General features: G+C 61.9%; 16 protein-coding genes. 10 read left to right on the top strand and 6 right to left on the bottom strand.

Annotated features, from left to right (window positions below):
• Window positions 1–49: 49 nt before the first annotated feature.
• From ACK59L_RS11630 to pdeM, 5 genes are all read left to right on the top strand, one after another.
• Entirely contained in the window at window positions 50–1066 is a 1017-nt protein-coding gene (locus ACK59L_RS11630; protein WP_196136200.1) for a ligase-associated DNA damage response exonuclease, read from the top strand.
• Window positions 1063–2721 (top strand): ATP-dependent DNA ligase, encoded by a 1659-nt coding sequence (locus ACK59L_RS11625; RefSeq protein WP_196126855.1) that lies wholly within the window; start codon window positions 1063–1065, stop codon window positions 2719–2721. Before ACK59L_RS11630 ends, ACK59L_RS11625 begins: the two co-directional genes overlap by 4 nt.
• A 117-nt stretch (window positions 2722–2838) precedes the next feature.
• Window positions 2839–3954: a succinylglutamate desuccinylase/aspartoacylase family protein gene (locus tag ACK59L_RS11620; RefSeq protein WP_409273712.1), complete on the top strand. Its 1116-nt coding sequence runs from the start codon at window positions 2839–2841 to the stop codon at window positions 3952–3954.
• 65 nt (window positions 3955–4019) lie between these two features.
• Window positions 4020–6464, top strand: a complete 2445-nt coding sequence (locus ACK59L_RS11615; protein ID WP_409273710.1) for a ligase-associated DNA damage response DEXH box helicase — start codon at window positions 4020–4022, stop codon at window positions 6462–6464.
• Window positions 6465–6537: 73 nt separating this feature from the next.
• Window positions 6538–7191 (top strand): ligase-associated DNA damage response endonuclease PdeM, encoded by a 654-nt coding sequence (gene pdeM, locus ACK59L_RS11610; protein ID WP_196136196.1) that lies wholly within the window; start codon window positions 6538–6540, stop codon window positions 7189–7191.
• Window positions 7192–7197: 6 nt separating this feature from the next.
• Here pdeM and ACK59L_RS11605 read toward each other — a convergent pair whose 3' ends face one another.
• Together ACK59L_RS11605 and dcd are read right to left on the bottom strand one after the other, a co-directional pair.
• Window positions 7198–7422, bottom strand: a complete 225-nt coding sequence (locus ACK59L_RS11605) for a hypothetical protein (RefSeq protein WP_058606055.1) — start codon at window positions 7420–7422, stop codon at window positions 7198–7200.
• A gap of 95 nt (window positions 7423–7517) precedes the next feature.
• Window positions 7518–8084 (bottom strand): dCTP deaminase, encoded by a 567-nt coding sequence (dcd, locus tag ACK59L_RS11600; RefSeq protein ID WP_023535255.1) that lies wholly within the window; start codon window positions 8082–8084, stop codon window positions 7518–7520.
• Between the two features lie 348 nt (window positions 8085–8432).
• Between dcd and ACK59L_RS11595 the strand changes: the two genes are divergently transcribed.
• Window positions 8433–8642: a cold-shock protein gene (locus tag ACK59L_RS11595; protein WP_016488765.1), complete on the top strand. Its 210-nt coding sequence runs from the start codon at window positions 8433–8435 to the stop codon at window positions 8640–8642.
• Between the two features lie 216 nt (window positions 8643–8858).
• Here ACK59L_RS11595 and apbC read toward each other — a convergent pair whose 3' ends face one another.
• Complete coding sequence (gene apbC, locus ACK59L_RS11590) at window positions 8859–9953, bottom strand: iron-sulfur cluster carrier protein ApbC (protein WP_196136195.1); 1095 nt, start codon at window positions 9951–9953, stop codon at window positions 8859–8861.
• Between the two features lie 157 nt (window positions 9954–10110).
• Between apbC and metG the strand changes: the two genes are divergently transcribed.
• The 3 genes from metG to ACK59L_RS11575 all read left to right on the top strand — a co-directional run bounded on the left by metG (window position 10111) and on the right by ACK59L_RS11575 (window position 13198).
• Entirely contained in the window at window positions 10111–12153 is a 2043-nt protein-coding gene (gene metG / locus ACK59L_RS11585) for a methionine--tRNA ligase (RefSeq protein ID WP_409273706.1), read from the top strand.
• Between the two features lie 127 nt (window positions 12154–12280).
• On the top strand, window positions 12281–12919 hold the full coding sequence (gene nth / locus ACK59L_RS11580; RefSeq protein ID WP_409273705.1) for an endonuclease III: 639 nt from the start codon (window positions 12281–12283) through the stop codon (window positions 12917–12919).
• Window positions 12920–13021: 102 nt separating this feature from the next.
• Entirely contained in the window at window positions 13022–13198 is a 177-nt protein-coding gene (locus ACK59L_RS11575; protein WP_167339837.1) for a PA3496 family putative envelope integrity protein, read from the top strand.
• Window positions 13199–13295: 97 nt separating this feature from the next.
• On the opposite strand, the gene ACK59L_RS11570 is transcribed toward ACK59L_RS11575, so the two are convergent.
• Window positions 13296–13919 (bottom strand): response regulator transcription factor, encoded by a 624-nt coding sequence (locus ACK59L_RS11570; protein ID WP_058637951.1) that lies wholly within the window; start codon window positions 13917–13919, stop codon window positions 13296–13298.
• Window positions 13920–14259: 340 nt separating this feature from the next.
• Here ACK59L_RS11570 and ACK59L_RS11565 point away from each other — a divergent pair, with 340 nt between their 5' ends.
• Window positions 14260–14718, top strand: coding sequence for a hypothetical protein (locus tag ACK59L_RS11565; RefSeq protein ID WP_196136192.1), 459 nt, complete (start codon window positions 14260–14262; stop codon window positions 14716–14718).
• A 50-nt stretch (window positions 14719–14768) separates the two neighbouring features.
• Here ACK59L_RS11565 and ACK59L_RS11560 read toward each other — a convergent pair whose 3' ends face one another.
• Window positions 14769–15986 (bottom strand): argininosuccinate synthase, encoded by a 1218-nt coding sequence (locus ACK59L_RS11560; RefSeq protein WP_058606061.1) that lies wholly within the window; start codon window positions 15984–15986, stop codon window positions 14769–14771.
• A 121-nt stretch (window positions 15987–16107) separates the two neighbouring features.
• A partial coding sequence (locus ACK59L_RS11555; protein ID WP_409273701.1) for an OmpA family protein occupies window positions 16108–16659 on the bottom strand: 552 nt, incomplete at its 5' end.

Raw genomic sequence — 16659 nt, 5'->3', positions numbered from 1 at the left:
CTTGGCCGCTGCGGCTCCTAACTGGTAACTCCCTACCAGTGCGTGTGCCATGGACCTCGTCATCGCTCGACCCGAAGGCCTGTACTGTCCGCCCGGCGATTTCTACATCGATCCTTGGCGGCCGGTAGACCGCGCCGTGATCACCCACGGCCACGGTGACCACTCGCGTTCCGGCAATCGCCACTACCTCACCGCAGACCCCGGCGCCGGTATCCTGCGCAGCCGCCTGGGCATGGACATCAACTTGCAGACCCTGCCTTACGGCGAGCGCCTGTTGCACCACGGCGTGACCCTGAGCCTGCACCCTGCCGGGCATGTGTTGGGATCGGCACAGGTGCGCCTGGAATACCAGGGCGAGGTCTGGGTGGCCTCGGGCGACTACAAGGTCGAGCCAGACGGCACCTGCGCGCCCTTCGAGCCAGTGCGCTGCCATACCTTCATCACCGAATCGACGTTTGGCCTGCCCATCTACCGCTGGCCGACCCAGGCGGATGTTTTCGCCGGCATCAATGCCTGGTGGCGGGCCAACAGCGAACAGGGCAAGGCCAGCGTGCTGTTCTGCTATGCCTTCGGCAAGGCGCAGCGCATCCTGCATGGCCTGGACCCCAGCATTGGCTCGATCCTGGTGCACGGTGCCGTCGAGCCGCTGAACAGGGTGTATCGCGAAGCGGGGGTGTACCTGCCCGAAACCCGCTATGCCGGCGACATTGCACGCAACGACCCGCTGTTGCGCACGGCCCTGGTGATGGCCCCGCCGTCCGCTGGCGGCAGCAGCTGGATGCGGCGCTTCGGCGATTACAGCGACGCGTTCGCCAGTGGCTGGATGCTGCTGCGCGGCACCCGGCGCAGACGCGGTGTGGACAAAGGCTTCGTGCTCTCGGACCACGCCGATTGGCCTGGGCTGCTGTGGGCCATCGGCCAGACGGGCGCCGAACGGGTCATGGTCACCCACGGATCGGTGGGCGTGCTGGTGCGCTACCTGAATGAACAGGGGCTCGACGCCCGCGCATTCGTCACCGAATACGGTGAGGAAGATGACGCCGCAGCCGGGGAGAAGGGCGCATGAAAGCCTTTGCCGAATTGTACTTGCGTCTCGATGGCACCACCTCCAGCAATGCCAAGCTTCAGGCCCTGCGTGAATACTTCGCCAGCGCACCGGCCCACGACGCCGCCTGGGCCGTGTATTTCCTGGCTGGCGGGCGCCCGCGTCAGCTGGTGCCCACCCGGGTATTGCGCGAACTGGCCGGCGCGATGGCAGGGTTGCCGGACTGGCTGTTCGAGGAAAGCTACCAGGCGGTGGGCGATCTGGCCGAGACCATTTCGCTGTTGCTGCCCGACACCCAGCAGGGCGATGACGAAGGTCTGGCGCACTGGGTCGAAACCTACCTGCTGCCGTTGCGCGGCCTGCCCCCGGAGGAACTTCAGCAACGTCTGCCACCTCTGTGGGCACGGCTGGATCGCCCTAGCCTGATGCTGTGCCTGAAGCTGATCACCGGCAGTTTCCGCGTCGGCGTATCGAAACTGCTGGTCACACGCGCCCTGGCTCAGTTGGCGGAACTGGACGCCAAGCGGGTAGCCCAGCGGTTGGTCGGGTATACCGACATCAGCCACCGGCCAACCGCCGAGCGCTACCTTCAACTGATAGCGCCCGAATCTGCCGACGAGCATAGTCAGCGTGGCGGGCAGCCCTATCCCTTCTTTCTCGCGCACCCCCTGCAGGCCCCGGTCGAACAGTTCGATACGCTGCTCGGGCCGCCCAGCGCGTGGCAAATCGAATGGAAGTGGGATGGCATCCGGGCACAGGTGGTCAAGCGCGACGGGCAGCTGTGGGTATGGTCGCGCGGCGAGGAGCTGGTCACCGAACGTTTTCCCGAGTTGCAGAGCCTGGCCCAGACCCTGCCCGATGGCGTGGTGCTCGATGGCGAGATCCTGGTCTGGAAAGCGAGCGATGCCAAGGCAGAGGCCTCCGTTCAGCCCTTCGCCCTGCTGCAGCAACGCCTGGGTCGCAAGACCTTGGGCAAGAAATTGTTGAGCGATGCCCCGGTGGTGTTGCAGGCCTATGACTTGCTGGAGTGGCAAGGCGAGGACTGGCGCAGTCGCCCGCAGCATGAGCGGCGCGCGCAACTCGAACGTGTGCTTGAAGCCTGCCCACTGGCACCCGTACTGCTTTCCCCGCTGCTGCAAGGGCCCGACTGGGCAGACCTTGCCCGGCAGCGGGAGCAGTCACGCAGCCTGGGCGTGGAAGGCATGATGCTCAAGCAGCGCGAGGCACTGTATGGCGTTGGTCGCACCAAAGACATGGGCACCTGGTGGAAGTGGAAGATCGATCCGTTCAGCGTCGACGCCGTGCTGATCTACGCCCAGCGTGGCCACGGACGGCGCGCCAGCCTGTACAGCGACTACACCTTCGCAGTCTGGGACGGCCCTGCCGGCACCCCGGACCGCACGTTGATCCCCTTCGCCAAGGCCTATTCCGGCCTGACCGACGAAGAGATGCGCAAGGTCGATGCCATCGTGCGCAAGACCACCCAGGAAACCTTCGGCCCCGTGCGCAGCGTAACGCCCACGCTGGTGTTCGAGTTGGGCTTTGAAGGCATTGCTCTGTCCAAGCGCCACAAGAGCGGCATCGCCGTGCGCTTTCCACGCATGTTGCGCTGGCGCCTGGACAAGCCTGTCGAGGAGGCCGACGACCTGGCGACCTTACAGGCCTTGCTGGCCTGATCAGGGATCACAGGCAGCTGTGAGGGGCGGGCGTGAGGCGCTGGCAGCGAAATTGTGCTTTCATCTGAAGGCTCAGCCCGTGCTCCAGACCGTTCCAGCCCCGTATTCAGGACCATCATGCACCACTCGACCCACGACATCCTCTCCCCTGTTCCGGGGGTAACCCGCCAACTGCACAGCTTCCACTTCGGGCCACGCGGTGGCCGCAAGGTGTACATCCAGGCCTCGCTGCATGCTGACGAATTGCCCGGCATGCTAGTGGCCTGGCACCTCAAGCGCCAGTTGCTGGAACTGGACCAGCAACGCCGCCTGCAGTGCGAGGTCATCCTGGTGCCGGTTGCCAACCCGGTAGGCCTTGAGCAGGTGCTGCTCGACGCCCCGCTGGGCCGGTTCGAGTTGCAAAGTGGCGAGAACTTCAACCGCAATTTCGTCGACCTGTCAGACAGCATCGGTGATCAGGTCGAGGCCCACCTGACCCAGGACCCGCTCCACAATCAGGCCCTGATCCGCGAATACCTGCGCCGTGGCCTGGATGCTCATCCGGCGCGTACTCCACTGCAAGCGCAGCGCCTGATCCTGCAGCGCCTGGCGTGCGATGCCGACCTGGTCCTGGACCTGCACTGCGACTTCGAAGCTGTCGAACATCTCTATACCACCCCGGACGCCTGGCCGCAGTTCGAGCCCTTGGCCCGTTACCTGGGTGCCCAGGCCAGTCTGTTGGCGACCGATTCGGGCGGGCAGTCTTTCGACGAGTGCTTCAGCCTGCTGTGGTGGCAGCTGCAACAGCGCTTTGGCAAACGTTTCCCCATCCCGGCTGGCACGTGTTCAGTCACCCTAGAATTGCGCGGCCAGGCGGATGTGAGCCACGACTTGGCGCGCCAGGACTGCCAGGCCATTCTCGACTTCCTGACCCATGCCGGCGTGATACAGGGCCATGCCCCTGCCCTGCCGCCCTTGCGCTGGCCAGCCACGCCACTGGCTGCGGTGGAGCCGATCACGGCCGCTGCGGGCGGGTTGCTGGTTTACCACGCCAAGCCAGGTCAGTACCTGGAGGCAGGGCAACTGATTGCCGAGGTCATCGACCCGCTCAGTGATCGCGTCATGCCCTTGCGCAACAGCCAGCCCGGCCTGCTGTATGCGCGCAGCGTGCGGCGCATGGCCACGGCAGGCATGGTGATCGCCCATGTTGCCGGCGAGCAGGTGTGCCGCAGCGGCAATCTGTTGGCCAACTGACAAGTAAACCAATGCCTTGCAGCGGTGGTCTCTAGAAGCACAGCCTTCGAGGGACTGCCCGCCTGATGCCCACCGCCACCGATCTTGCCAATGCCTGGTTCGCTCAACGCGGCTGGAAGCCGTTCGCTTTCCAGCGCAAGGTGTGGGCCGCCGTCGAGCGTGGGGAGTCGGGCCTGCTCTATGCCAACACTGGCGCTGGCAAGACGTATGCGGTCTGGCTGGCGGCACTGCGGGCGTTCAAGGCCCAGGCCCAGGGGCGCCACGCGGCGCCGCTCCAGGTCATCTGGATCACCCCCATGCGCGCCCTGGCCGCCGATACGGCACGAGCGCTGCAGGCGCCCATCGACGAGATGGGCTTGCCCTGGAGCGTTGGCGTGCGCAGCGGCGATACCGGCAGCGCCGAGCGCGCACGCCAGGCCCGGCGCATGCCCAGCGTGCTGGTCACCACACCTGAAAGCCTGACCCTGCTACTGACAAGGGCACAGGCCAGCAATGACTTCGCGACGCTGCGCATGGTGGTGGTGGATGAGTGGCACGAACTGCTCGGCAACAAGCGGGGGGTTCAGCTGCAACTGGCGTTGGCCCGCCTTCGGCGTTGGCACCCTGGCCTGCCGACCTGGGGGCTGTCGGCCACCCTCGGCAACCTGCAGCATGCCCTGGACGTGTTGCTGCCCCAAGGTGGTCAGCTGGTCCGCGGGCGCCAGGACAAGGTGCTGCAGGTCGATACCCTGGTGCCTGAGCACATCGAGCGCTTCCCATGGGCAGGGCACATCGGCCTGAAGATGTTGAAGCAGGTGAGCCGGGAAATCGACGCCAGCAGCAGTTGCCTGGTGTTCACCAACACCCGGGCGCAGGCCGAGCTCTGGTACCAGGCCCTGCTCGAGGAGCGCCCCGACTGGGCGGGCCTGATCGCGCTACATCACGCCAGCCTGGCACGTGACACCCGCGATTGGGTCGAACGCAGCCTCAAGGAGGGCACGCTCAAAGCCGTCGTCTGTACATCGAGCCTGGACCTGGGCGTGGACTTTCTGCCGGTCGAGCGCGTCCTGCAGATCGGTTCGGCCAAAGGAATCGCCCGGTTGATGCAGCGCGCAGGCCGCTCAGGGCATGCGCCTGGACGGCGCTCGCGTATCACCCTGGTGCCCACCCACAGCCTGGAGCTGGTGGAAGCCGCCGCCATGCGCCAGGCCCTGGCGGCCGGCCACCTGGAGGGCCGACGGTCGCCGCGCCTGTGCATGGATGTACTGGTCCAGCACCTGGTCAGCATGGCCCTGGGCAGCGGGTTCGAGCCGCAGCAACTGCTTGCTGAAGTGCGCAGCACCTGGGCCTTCGCCGACCTGCGCGACAGCCAGTGGCAATGGGCACTGGATTTCGTTTGCCATGGCGGCAGCTCGCTCAGCGCCTACCCCGATTATCAACGTGTTGAAATGCACCCAGACGGCATGTTCCGGGTCGCCAGTGAGCGCCTGGCGCGCCGCCATCGCATGGGCATCGGCACCATCGTCAGTGACGCCTCGCTGCACCTGAAATACTGGAGCAAAGGCGGTGGCGGCAAGAACCTGGGCAGCGTGGAAGAAGCGTTCATCTCACGCTTGAGGCCCGGGGACACATTCGTCTTCGCCGGCCGCGTGCTGGAGCTGGTTCGCGTGGAAAACATGACCGCCTATGTGCGCCGCAGCAATGCGCGCAAGGCGGCGGTGGCCCGCTGGAACGGCGGGCGCATGCCACTTTCCAGCGAACTGGCAGATGCTGTGGTCCAGCAACTTGACGCCGCAGCGCACGGTCGCTTCGACAGCCCTGAAATGCGCGCAGTAAGGCCGTTGCTCACGGTACAAGCCCAGTGGTCGGCGCTGCCGACGACAGGGACCCTGCTGGCAGAGACATTCAAATCCAGGCAGGGCTGGCACCTGTTCGTGTACCCATTTGCCGGGCGCATGGCCAACATGGGGTTGGCCAACCTGATCGCCTGGCGTGTCAGCCGTGAGCAACCGCTGTCGGTTTCCATCGCCGTCAACGACTACGGCTTCGAGCTGCTAAGCCCTGGGCCGGTGGATTGGGCCAGCTACTTGCCCCGTGCGTTGAGTACCGAGGATCTCCTGGAGGATGTGCTTGCCAGCCTCAATGCCGGGGAAATGGCGCTGCGCCGGTTCCGGGAAATCGCCCAGATCGCTGGGCTGGTGTTCGGTGGCTATCCTGCGGCGCAAAAGAGCATGCGCCAGATCCAGGCCTCGAGCGGGTTGTTCTACGAGGTGTTCCGCAAGCACGACGCAGGTAACCTGCTGCTGGGCCAGGCACGTGATGAGGTACTTAGCGAGGAGTTGGAAATCGATCGGCTTCGGGCCCAGTTGCTGAAACTGACCGACCTCAGGCTGGACTTGCGTGTGATGGAGCGCACCGGGCCGCTGGCGTTCGCGCTACTGGTCGAAGGGCTGCGTGAAACCCTCAGCACGGAAAAACTGGCAGACCGCATTGCGCGGATGGTAGCGGAATTGGAGAGCATTGCAGGTTGAACCAGATAACGACCAAACGCATTCATGGGGTAGCGGTCATATCGCTGGCCATCGACGGCCTGGCGATCCGCACATGACGACACATTGCGCCATCGAACTGGCCGGGCAGAAACTCTGGCTGCTGCCGGACAAAGCCGTGTATTGGCCAGCCCGCAAGGCGTTGCTGCTGGCCGATGTGCACATCGGCAAGGCGGCAAGCTACAGGGCCTTGCACCAACCTGTTCCCAGAGGCACTACCGAAGCCACGTTGGCCCGGCTCGACACACTGCTTGCCGAGCATGACTGCGAGCAACTGATCGTGCTGGGTGATTTCCTGCATGCCCGGACTGCGCGGGCGCCGGCTACGCTGGCCCGGGTGCAAGCCTGGCGAGAGCGTCATCCGGGGTTGAGCATCGTGCTGATACGCGGCAACCATGACCGCAACGCAGGCGATCCACCTGTTGAGCTGGGGATCGACGTGGTAGACGAACCTTACGTGGTGGGGCCGTTCGCCCTGCAACACGAACCCAAGGCGCATCCGGCGCTCACGGTGCTTTCAGGGCACGTCCACCCGGTCTTCGTACTGCGCGGCAGGGCTCGCCAACGGCTGCGCCTGCCGTGCTTCCTAATAGACGAACATGTCAGCCTTTTGCCAGCTTTCGGAGAGTTTACAGGCGGTTGGGAGATCGAGCCCGCCGGCACCAGCCAGGTCTATCTGGCCGGTGCCGGCCGGGTATGGCCGCTATGAAATGAATCAGGCCACAGGCGCCGGAGGCGGTTCATCGGGAAGGGTGGGCTCGCCAGGTTCCATAGGCGTATCACCCGGCTGGCCAGGCTGCGGCGTGTCGGGGTCAGGCTGCCCTGGCACACCGCCGGCATGCAGCGGCAATGGGTCAGCCAACAGCGACCAGGACAGCAGCCCGATGTGATTGGGCTGCAAGCCAGCCAACTTCGCACTGATCGTTGGGTGGAGTTTCATTGGCACCTCCTGACAACAGCCGACCCGCTTTATGCAAATCGGCAGGGTTACCACTTGGAGCGTCAAAAGCCGATGAAATTCCCGACGCCTGTCGGTCAGGTGCGTGGCAGGGTGACGCCACGTTGGCCCTGGTACTTGCCGCCGCGGTCCCGGTAGGACACTTCGCAAGGCTCGTCCGATTGCAGGAACAGCATCTGCGCTACCCCTTCGTTGGCATAGATCTTGGCCGGCAACGTGGTGGTGTTGGAGAACTCCAGCGTCACGTGGCCTTCCCATTCGGGCTCGAGCGGGGTCACGTTGACGATGATGCCGCAACGCGCATAGGTGCTCTTGCCCAGGCAGATGGTCAGCACGTCGCGCGGGATGCGGAAGTACTCCACGGTGCGCGCCAGTGCAAAGGAGTTGGGCGGGATGATGCACACGTCGCTCTTGATGTCGACGAAGCTGCCGGCATCGAAGTTCTTCGGGTCGACGGTGGCCGAGTTGATATTGGTGAAGACCTTGAATTCGTCGGCGCAGCGCACGTCGTAGCCGTAGCTGGAAACACCGAAAGAGATGACCCGGTTATCCTGTTCGCCACGCACCTGGCGCTCGACGAACGGCTCGATCATGCCGTGTTCCTGCGCCATGCGGCGAATCCACTTGTCCGATTTGATGCTCATGGCGGGATGTCCTGAAGAGTCTGCAAGGTAAAGATAGACGCGCATCTTACCGGTCCCGGCGCGGTCTTCAAAGTTCCATCCTGCGTTTGCCGCCCGCCGCGGCTACAGTGCCCGCGAGGCGTGGCTTGCAGCCGCCGTCGATCTCTTTTCAGGGAAAGCGGCGTCTGGCCATTGGCAGCTTGAGCAAAGTGGGGTAAGGTGTTGCCACTGTGCTGCACGTGACACCGAGAATCTCTAGTTTGATGCACGATCCTGATCGGCCCATCGCTGAATTTTCTGCTCTCTTTGCGCTCAGTCCCGGGCAGGGTTTTTCCTGACCGAAATCAAATTGTCCAAGGAGACAGAAAAATGTCCAATCGTCAAAGCGGTACCGTCAAGTGGTTCAACGATGAGAAAGGCTACGGCTTCATCACCCCTCAGTCGGGCGATGACCTGTTCGTGCACTTCAAAGCCATCCAAGCTGACGGCTTCAAAACCCTGAAAGAAGGCCAGGCTGTTACTTTCGTCGCTACCCGCGGCCAGAAAGGCATGCAGGCTGAAGAAGTTCAGATCGCCTAAGTCGATCGAGCTTTCTAGCTTTCAAAAAAACCCGCTTCGGCGGGTTTTTTTATGCCTGCTACTCAGTCAGCAGGCGCCAGGGCGCGCTGACCATGGTCAAGGATCGCCCGTTGAACAGATAGGCGCCTGGCCTCCTATGAGCACGACCTGTCAGCACGAGCGGCTCACCGAGCCGCCCTCTGGTCCTGATCTGAAAGGCTGCGGTACTACAGCCGACTAGTCTTCACTGATGGTGATGCTCGGCATCGCTGGCGCTGCCGCCTCACGCAGTACGATACGCGCTCCCACCTTGCGCGCCAGCTCCTGGTACACCATGGCGATCTGGCTCTCAGGCTCGGCGATGGCCGTAGGCTTGCCGTTGTCGGCCTGCTCGCGGATCACCATCGAAAGCGGCAACGACGCCAGCAGATCGACGCCGTACTGGCTGGCGAGTTTCTCACCGCCACCCTCGCCGAACAGATGCTCAGCGTGGCCGCAGTTCGAACAGATGTGTACGGCCATGTTCTCGACCACGCCCAACACCGGGATGTTGACCTTGCGGAACATTTCCACGCCTTTTCTGGCATCGAGCAGCGCCAGGTCCTGGGGCGTGGTCACGATGACCGAACCTGCCACCGGCACTTTCTGCGCCAGCGTCAGCTGGATGTCGCCGGTGCCAGGCGGCATGTCGATGACCAGGTAATCGAGATCATTCCAGGCCGTCTGGGTGACCAACTGCAGCAGCGCCCCCGAGACCATGGGACCGCGCCACACCATGGGGGTATTGTCATCGGTCAGGAATGCCATCGACATCACTTCGACCCCATGGGCCTGGATAGGCACGAACCATTTCTGATCACGAATCTGCGGCCGCGTACCTTCGGCGATGCCGAACATCACGCCTTGGCTGGGGCCGTAGATATCCGCATCGAGGATGCCTACGCGCGCACCCTCACGGGCCAGTGCCAGCGCCAGGTTGGCGGCGGTGGTGGATTTGCCCACGCCGCCCTTGCCCGATGCCACGGCGATGACGTTCTTCACGTTGGCCATGCCGGGCACTTGGGCCTGGCCCTTGTGGGCCGCGATCACGCACTCGATGCTCACCTGTGCGCGGGTCACACCCTCAAGGTTACCGATCGCCGTTTCCAGCACCTGCGCCCAGCCCTGCTTGAACAGGCCTGCGGCATAGCCGAGCTGCATCTGTACGCTGACACACCCATCCTGGATTTCGATGGCACTCACGCAACCGGCAGTGACCGGGTCCTGGTCGAGATAGGGGTCGGTGTACTGGCGAAGCACGCCTTCGATGGCGGCGCGATTGAGGGCACTCATGGACACTCCCATTGGCAAACTGAATGTAAAACAAGCGCCTATCCTAACCCGTCAATCGTCAGCAGATGCGTGCGCGGGGTGAAATATATTCGTCAGCCCTTTATAGTGGCCGATCATCCTCATTTTCACCCGTCGCCAGATAAGTAGCCGAGCCACCATGTCCGAGCCACGTCAGATTCTCGTCACCAGCGCCCTGCCCTATGCCAATGGATCGATCCATCTTGGCCATATGCTCGAGTACATCCAGACAGACATGTGGGTCCGCTTTCAAAAGCTGCGCGGCAATCAGTGCATCTATGTCTGTGCCGATGATGCACACGGCTCGGCCATCATGCTGCGAGCCGAAAAGGAAGGCATCACGCCAGAGCAACTGATCGCCAACGTACAGGCCGAGCACAGCGCCGACTTTGCCGATTTCCTGGTGGACTTCGATAATTTCCACTCCACCCACAGCGAAGAAAACCGTGAGCTGTCGGGCATGATCTATACCCGGCTGCGCGAGGCGGGGCATATCTCCACTCGCTCGGTGACCCAATACTTCGACCCTGAAAAGGGCATGTTCCTGGCAGACCGCTTCATCAAGGGCACGTGCCCGAAGTGCGCGGCCGAAGACCAGTATGGCGACAACTGCGAAAAATGCGGCGCGACCTATGCACCGACCGAATTGAAAGACCCCAAGTCTGCCATTTCAGGTGCTACACCGGTGCTGCGCGACTCCCAGCACTTCTTCTTCAAGCTGCCCGACTTCCAGGCCATGCTCCAGCAATGGACGCGCAGCGGCACGTTGCAGGACGCCGTGGCCAACAAGCTCGCCGAATGGCTGGATGCCGGTCTGCAGGAGTGGGACATCTCCCGGGACGCGCCTTATTTCGGTTTCGAGATCCCTGGCGAGCCTGGCAAGTACTTCTACGTCTGGCTGGACGCGCCGATCGGCTACATGGCGAGTTTCAAGAACCTGTGCGCGCGTCGCCCGGACCTGGACTTCGATGCCTTCTGGAACCAAGGCTCCAGCGCTGAGCTTTACCACTTCATCGGCAAGGACATCGTCAATTTCCATGCCCTGTTCTGGCCCGCCATGCTCGAAGGCGCTGGCTTGCGCAAGCCGACTGCGGTCAACGTGCACGGCTACCTCACCGTCAACGGTGCGAAGATGTCCAAGTCGCGGGGCACGTTCATCAAGGCCCGTACCTACCTCGACCATTTGCAACCCGAATACCTGCGTTACTACTATGCCGCCAAACTCGGTCGCGGGGTCGATGACCTGGACCTGAATCTTGAGGACTTTGTGCAGAAGGTCAACTCCGACCTGGTGGGCAAGGTGGTCAACATCGCCAGCCGGTGTGCCGGGTTCATCCATAAAGGCAACGACGGCGTGATGGTGGCCGGTGATGCAGCTCCAGAGCTGACCGAAGCCTTCCTGGCAGCCGCACCGTCAATTGCCGAGGCGTACGAGGGCCGAGACTTCGCACGCGCCATGCGCGAGATCATGGCACTGGCCGACCGCGCCAATGCCTGGATTGCCGAAAAAGCGCCTTGGTCGCTGGCCAAGCAGGAAGGCAGGCAAGATGAGGTGCAAGCCATCTGCGCCCAGGGCATCAACCTGTTCCGTCAGTTGGTGATCTTCCTCAAGCCTGTGCTGCCAGTGCTTGCGGCCGATGCCGAGGCTTTCCTGAATGTGGCTCCCTTGACCTGGGACGATCACCGTTCGCGCCTGGAAAATCACTCACTCAACCCATTCAAGGCCCTGCTCAGCCGCATTGAACCTGCCAAGGTGCAAGGCATGATCGCGGCCAGCAAGGAGGACCTGTTGGCCGCCGAGGAGCCCAAGGCACCTGTGGGTAATGGCGAGCTGCACAAGGACCCGCTGTCGGCGGAAGTCGACTTCGACACCTTTGCCGCTGTCGACCTGCGCGTGGCACTGATCGTCAAGGCCGAGGCCGTACCGGGTGCTGACAAGCTGCTGCAGTTGACCCTGGACATCGGTGATGAGCGCCGCAACGTCTTCTCCGGCATCAAGTCAGCCTACCCTGACCCCGCTCAGCTCGAAGGCCGGCTGACCATGATGGTCGCCAACCTCAAGCCACGTAAAATGCGCTTTGGGGTTTCCGAGGGAATGGTGATGGCCGCCGGCCCTGGCGGTGAAGAAATCTACCTGCTCAGCCCCGACAGCGGCGCCAAGCCCGGTCAGCGCATCAAGTGACTCATAAGCGGGGCCTGCAGCAGGCCCCTGCCTTGCGACAATGGCGCCCAGCCACCGGCTGCTGCGCTTTGCCTAGAGCGGCCAAGTCCAACGGCCTGCTTATGTTCTCCAGGAACGCTACGAATTCATGAATGCCGTCAAACGTCGAGAAATCTTCCGTCGACTGCACGAAGACAACCCGACACCCAAAACCGAGCTGGCTTACACCACACCCTTCGAGCTGTTGGTAGCCGTGACTCTCTCCGCGCAATCCACCGATGTGGGTGTGAACAAGGCGACAGCGCGGCTTTTTCCAGTTGCCAACACCCCTGAGGCTATCTACGCGCTCGGTGTCGACGGACTGAGCCAGTACATCAAGACCATTGGGCTCTACAACAGCAAGGCCAAAAACGTCATCGAGGCCTGTCGCCTGCTCATGGAGCGGCATGACGGGCAGGTGCCGAACACGCGCGAGGCCCTCGAAGCCTTGCCGGGCGTTGGCCGCAAGACAGCCAACGTAGTGCTCAATACGGCGTTTCGCCAACCGGCCATGGCGGTGGATACCCATATTTTCCGCGTCAGCAATCGCACGGGCATCGCCCCGGGCAAGACGGTGCTGGAGGTGGAAAAAAAACTGCTCAAGTTCGTCCCCAAGGATTACTTGCTCGACGCACACCATTGGTTGATCTTGCACGGCCGCTATGTCTGTCAGGCGCGTAAGCCCAGATGCGGCAGTTGCCGAATCGAGGACCTGTGCGAATTCAAGCACAAGACCTCTGATGATTGAAGCAATAGTAAAAAAACTGCGCTTCGATTGAAAAAATCTTTTTTACCATCGCTCGCTTTATGGTTATAAGGTCGGCCATTGGCCCTTGCCGTGGAGCGACTCATGAGCACTGATAAAGACGACCTCGCGATTGAAGATGATTTTGTGACAGCTGAAGAAGAAGTCGAGCCGCAAGTGGAACCGGCGAAAACCAATCTGAGCAAACGTCGCACCATCGACAATCTGTTGGAAGAACGTCGACTGCAGAGGCAGCTGGCCGATTTCGATTACGATCTCTAGGTAGGTGCTTGCTGGCGGGCCTCCGAAAGACCCGCTCCCTCTCCGTTCAGGCCTCGAATTCGGTGCAGAGCCCTCCTGCAGGAGGCTCTGCATACCATCAGTTCAACCCGTGTCGCTGCGCCAGTTCGATCAGGTCCACCAATGACCGTGCGTTGAGTTTGAGCAGCAACCGAGATTTGTAAGTACTGACCGTCTTGTTGCTCAGGTACATGCTGTCGGCGATTTCCTTGTTCGACCGGCCCCGCGCCAATTGCTGAAGCACTGTCATCTCCCTTGCCGAAAGGCGGTTGACCATTTCCGCTTCACTGCCGCCGCTGCGCCCTCGCGAGGCATGCAGCGCCTGGTTGGGGAAGTAGCTATAGCCCGACAACACCGCCTTGATCGCGCTGAGCAGCTCGGTCAGTTCCTGTTGCTTGCACACGTACCCTGCCGCCCCTGCCTGCATGCACCGCATCGAGAAGTTGCCGGGTGCCTGGGAGGTCAGTACGAGTACTTTGCTGCATGGGCTTGAACTGGCCATGCGGGCTATGACTTCGAGGCCGTCGAGCTTGGGTATGCCGATGTCCAGCACGACGATATCGGGAAGATGTTGCCGTGTCAGTTGCAGCGCGGCCACTCCGTTGTCCGTTTCAGCGACGACATCGTACCCATGCCGCTCCATCAGCATGCGTACGGCCAGACGTATCACAGGGTGATCATCCACGATAAGCACTTTGTTCATGCGATATCCATTCATTGCTGTTGCATTGGCAGGCCACGATAACCGAGAGAAGAACTCATGGCGCGGCATTTTCGCCTAGAAATGGACGTACAGACACGGCTTACTAAACTTACGGAAGTTTCCTACACACAAGATGAAGAGTTGTTACAAGCTAATTAATAAAAGCGAATAAGAACTCCCTTAGAGGACAACTCCCGACAACTTCCACATCAAACACTGACACCGTTGTTCGTGACGCTTGAAGCGCTTGGCAGGCGCAGGCCCGGTATGGGAAACGGTGCAGGGTTTAGCTGAGCAAGGACCTAGGTTATAGATGTACGAAAGCGCAGGAGAAGGCTCCATGAATCAAGCACAACCCGTTGCTCCGCTAACAATCGTCGCTATCTTTGCGGGCATAATCGAAGCCTCCGCCCTGGCTACCTTGCCCTTTCTCAGCGAAGCCAGCCAGACGCTGTATACATGGTTTCTGGTTGGTTTTCCCTTCTTCCTGACCGCCCTGTTCTTCTTGACGCTGAACTTCAATCACAAGTCTTTCTATACGCCTGCTGGATCGCGTATCGAATCAGTGGACAGTGCGCAGAGCGCCCGGAAGATCACGTCCACGACCCTGCCAACCGCAAGCGCAATCGTGCACGGCGAGCCGGTGACCTTCATGTTCAGCGGGCCAGAGGCGAGTCAGTTGATGGAAAAAGAGTTGTTGCAAGCGCTCGCCCAAGCGCCTGAGCCGGCTCGCACCTGGCAGTTCTGCAATGTGCCAAGAGGGCAATGTGTCCGGCTTTCAGTCAGCCCGCTCGAGTAAAGGCAAAAAACCCGGCACCAGGCCGGGTTTTTGAAGAACGGCTTGCTGGATCAGAGCAACGAACGGCCCTTGTTCGCAGCGATACGCATACGCAGCGCATTGAGCTTGATGAAGCCCGCTGCGTCTTCCTGGTTGTAGGCACCGCCGTCTTCTTCGAAGGTGGCGATGTTGGCATCGAACAGCGAATCGTCGGATTTGCGGCCGACCACGGTAACGTTGCCCTTGTAGAGCTTCAGGCGTACGACACCGTTCACATTGACCTGGGACGCGTCGATCATCTGCTGGAGCATGACCCGCTCCGGGCTCCACCAGTAACCGGTGTAGATCAGGCTGGCGTACTTGGGCATCAGCTCGTCTTTGAGGTGGGCGACTTCGCGGTCCAGGGTGATCGACTCGATGGCGCGGTGCGCCTTGAGCATGATGGTGCCGCCAGGGGTCTCGTAGCAGCCACGCGACTTCATGCCCACGTAGCGGTTTTCGACGATGTCCAGTCGACCGATGCCGTTGGCGCCGCCGATACGGTTCAGATCGGCCAGCACGGTGGCCGGGCTCTTCTCTACGCCGTCAATTGCGACGATGTCGCCGTTGCGGTAGGTCAGCTCAAGGTAGGTTGCCTGGTCTGGGGCGTTTTCGGGCGAAACGCTCCAACGCCACATGTCTTCTTCATGCTCGGTCCAGGTATCTTCCAGGACACCGCCTTCATAGGAGATGTGCAGCAGGTTGGCGTCCATCGAGTAAGGCGACTTCTTCTTGCCGTGACGCTCGATCGGGATACCGTGCTTCTCGGCGTAGTCCATCAGTTTCTCGCGCGAGAGCAGGTCCCATTCACGCCATGGCGCGATGACTTTGACGCCGGGCTTGAGGGCATAGGCGCCCAGTTCGAAACGAACCTGGTCGTTGCCTTTGCCGGTAGCGCCGTGGGAGATAGCGTCGGCACCGGTTTCGTTGGCGATTTCGATCAGACGCTTGGCGATCAGCGGACGGGCGATGGAGGTACCCAGCAGGTACTCGCCTTCATACACGGTGTTGGCGCGGAACATCGGGAATACGAAATCGCGCACGAATTCTTCGCGCAAATCGTCGATGTAGATCTCTTTGACGCCCATTGCCTGAGCCTTGGCGCGCGCCGGCTCGACCTCTTCACCCTGCCCCAGGTCGGCGGTGAACGTCACCACTTCGCAGTTGTAGGTATCTTGCAGCCACTTGAGAATCACCGAAGTATCAAGGCCGCCGGAATACGCCAGTACGACCTTTTTTACGTCCGCCATGCCATCACTCCACGGGGTTGTACGGAAAAGGCCCGATTCTAACGGCGTTGAGGCTCAATTTATAGAGGCGCGACAGCTTCTGACGACAAAGCGACAAGAATTGTCGATGGCGCGACGGCCGCTACTTGGCAGTGGCGGGTTTGTCCGGGACCGGCTTGGTGGCACTTGCAGCCTGCGCCGGGGCAGCGGGGGCGGCGGGGGCCTCGACCGCCTTTTGCGTGGGCTGCGCCTGGGCAGGGCCTCGCTCAAGTTCGATGTTGACCCGCCGGTTACGGGCGCGATTGCCGGCGCTGTTGTTCTTGGCCAGCGGATAACGCTCGCCGTGGAAACGCACGGTTATCTGGCTTTCAGGCACGCCGTGGGCCATGAGGTAATCGGCGACCGCCAGTGCCCGCCGGCGGGACAGGTCGCGGTTGGTCAACCGATTGCCGCTGTTGTCGGAATGCCCGTCCAAGGCCACCTGATTGACGCTGGGGTCGGCCTTCATGTATTCGAGCAGCACATCGAGGCGGGCCTTGGCCGCCTGATCCAGCACGATGCCGCCACCGGGGAAGCCCACCTGGGTCTGACGCACCTGGTCGTAGTTCATGGGCAGCAGCTTGCTGGCGCAAGCCTGGTAGTCACTGTAGGCCCTGGCCCTTATACACATCCCCGACCCCACGAGGCTAAGCTT

Source organism: Pseudomonas sp. KCJK9111 (genome assembly GCF_046231935.1).
In the GTDB taxonomy this organism is placed as follows: Bacteria; Pseudomonadota; Gammaproteobacteria; order Pseudomonadales; family Pseudomonadaceae; genus Aquipseudomonas; species Aquipseudomonas parafulva_B.
Note: the sequence above shows the minus strand (reverse complement) of the source record. Positions and strands in the feature narration are given on the sequence as shown.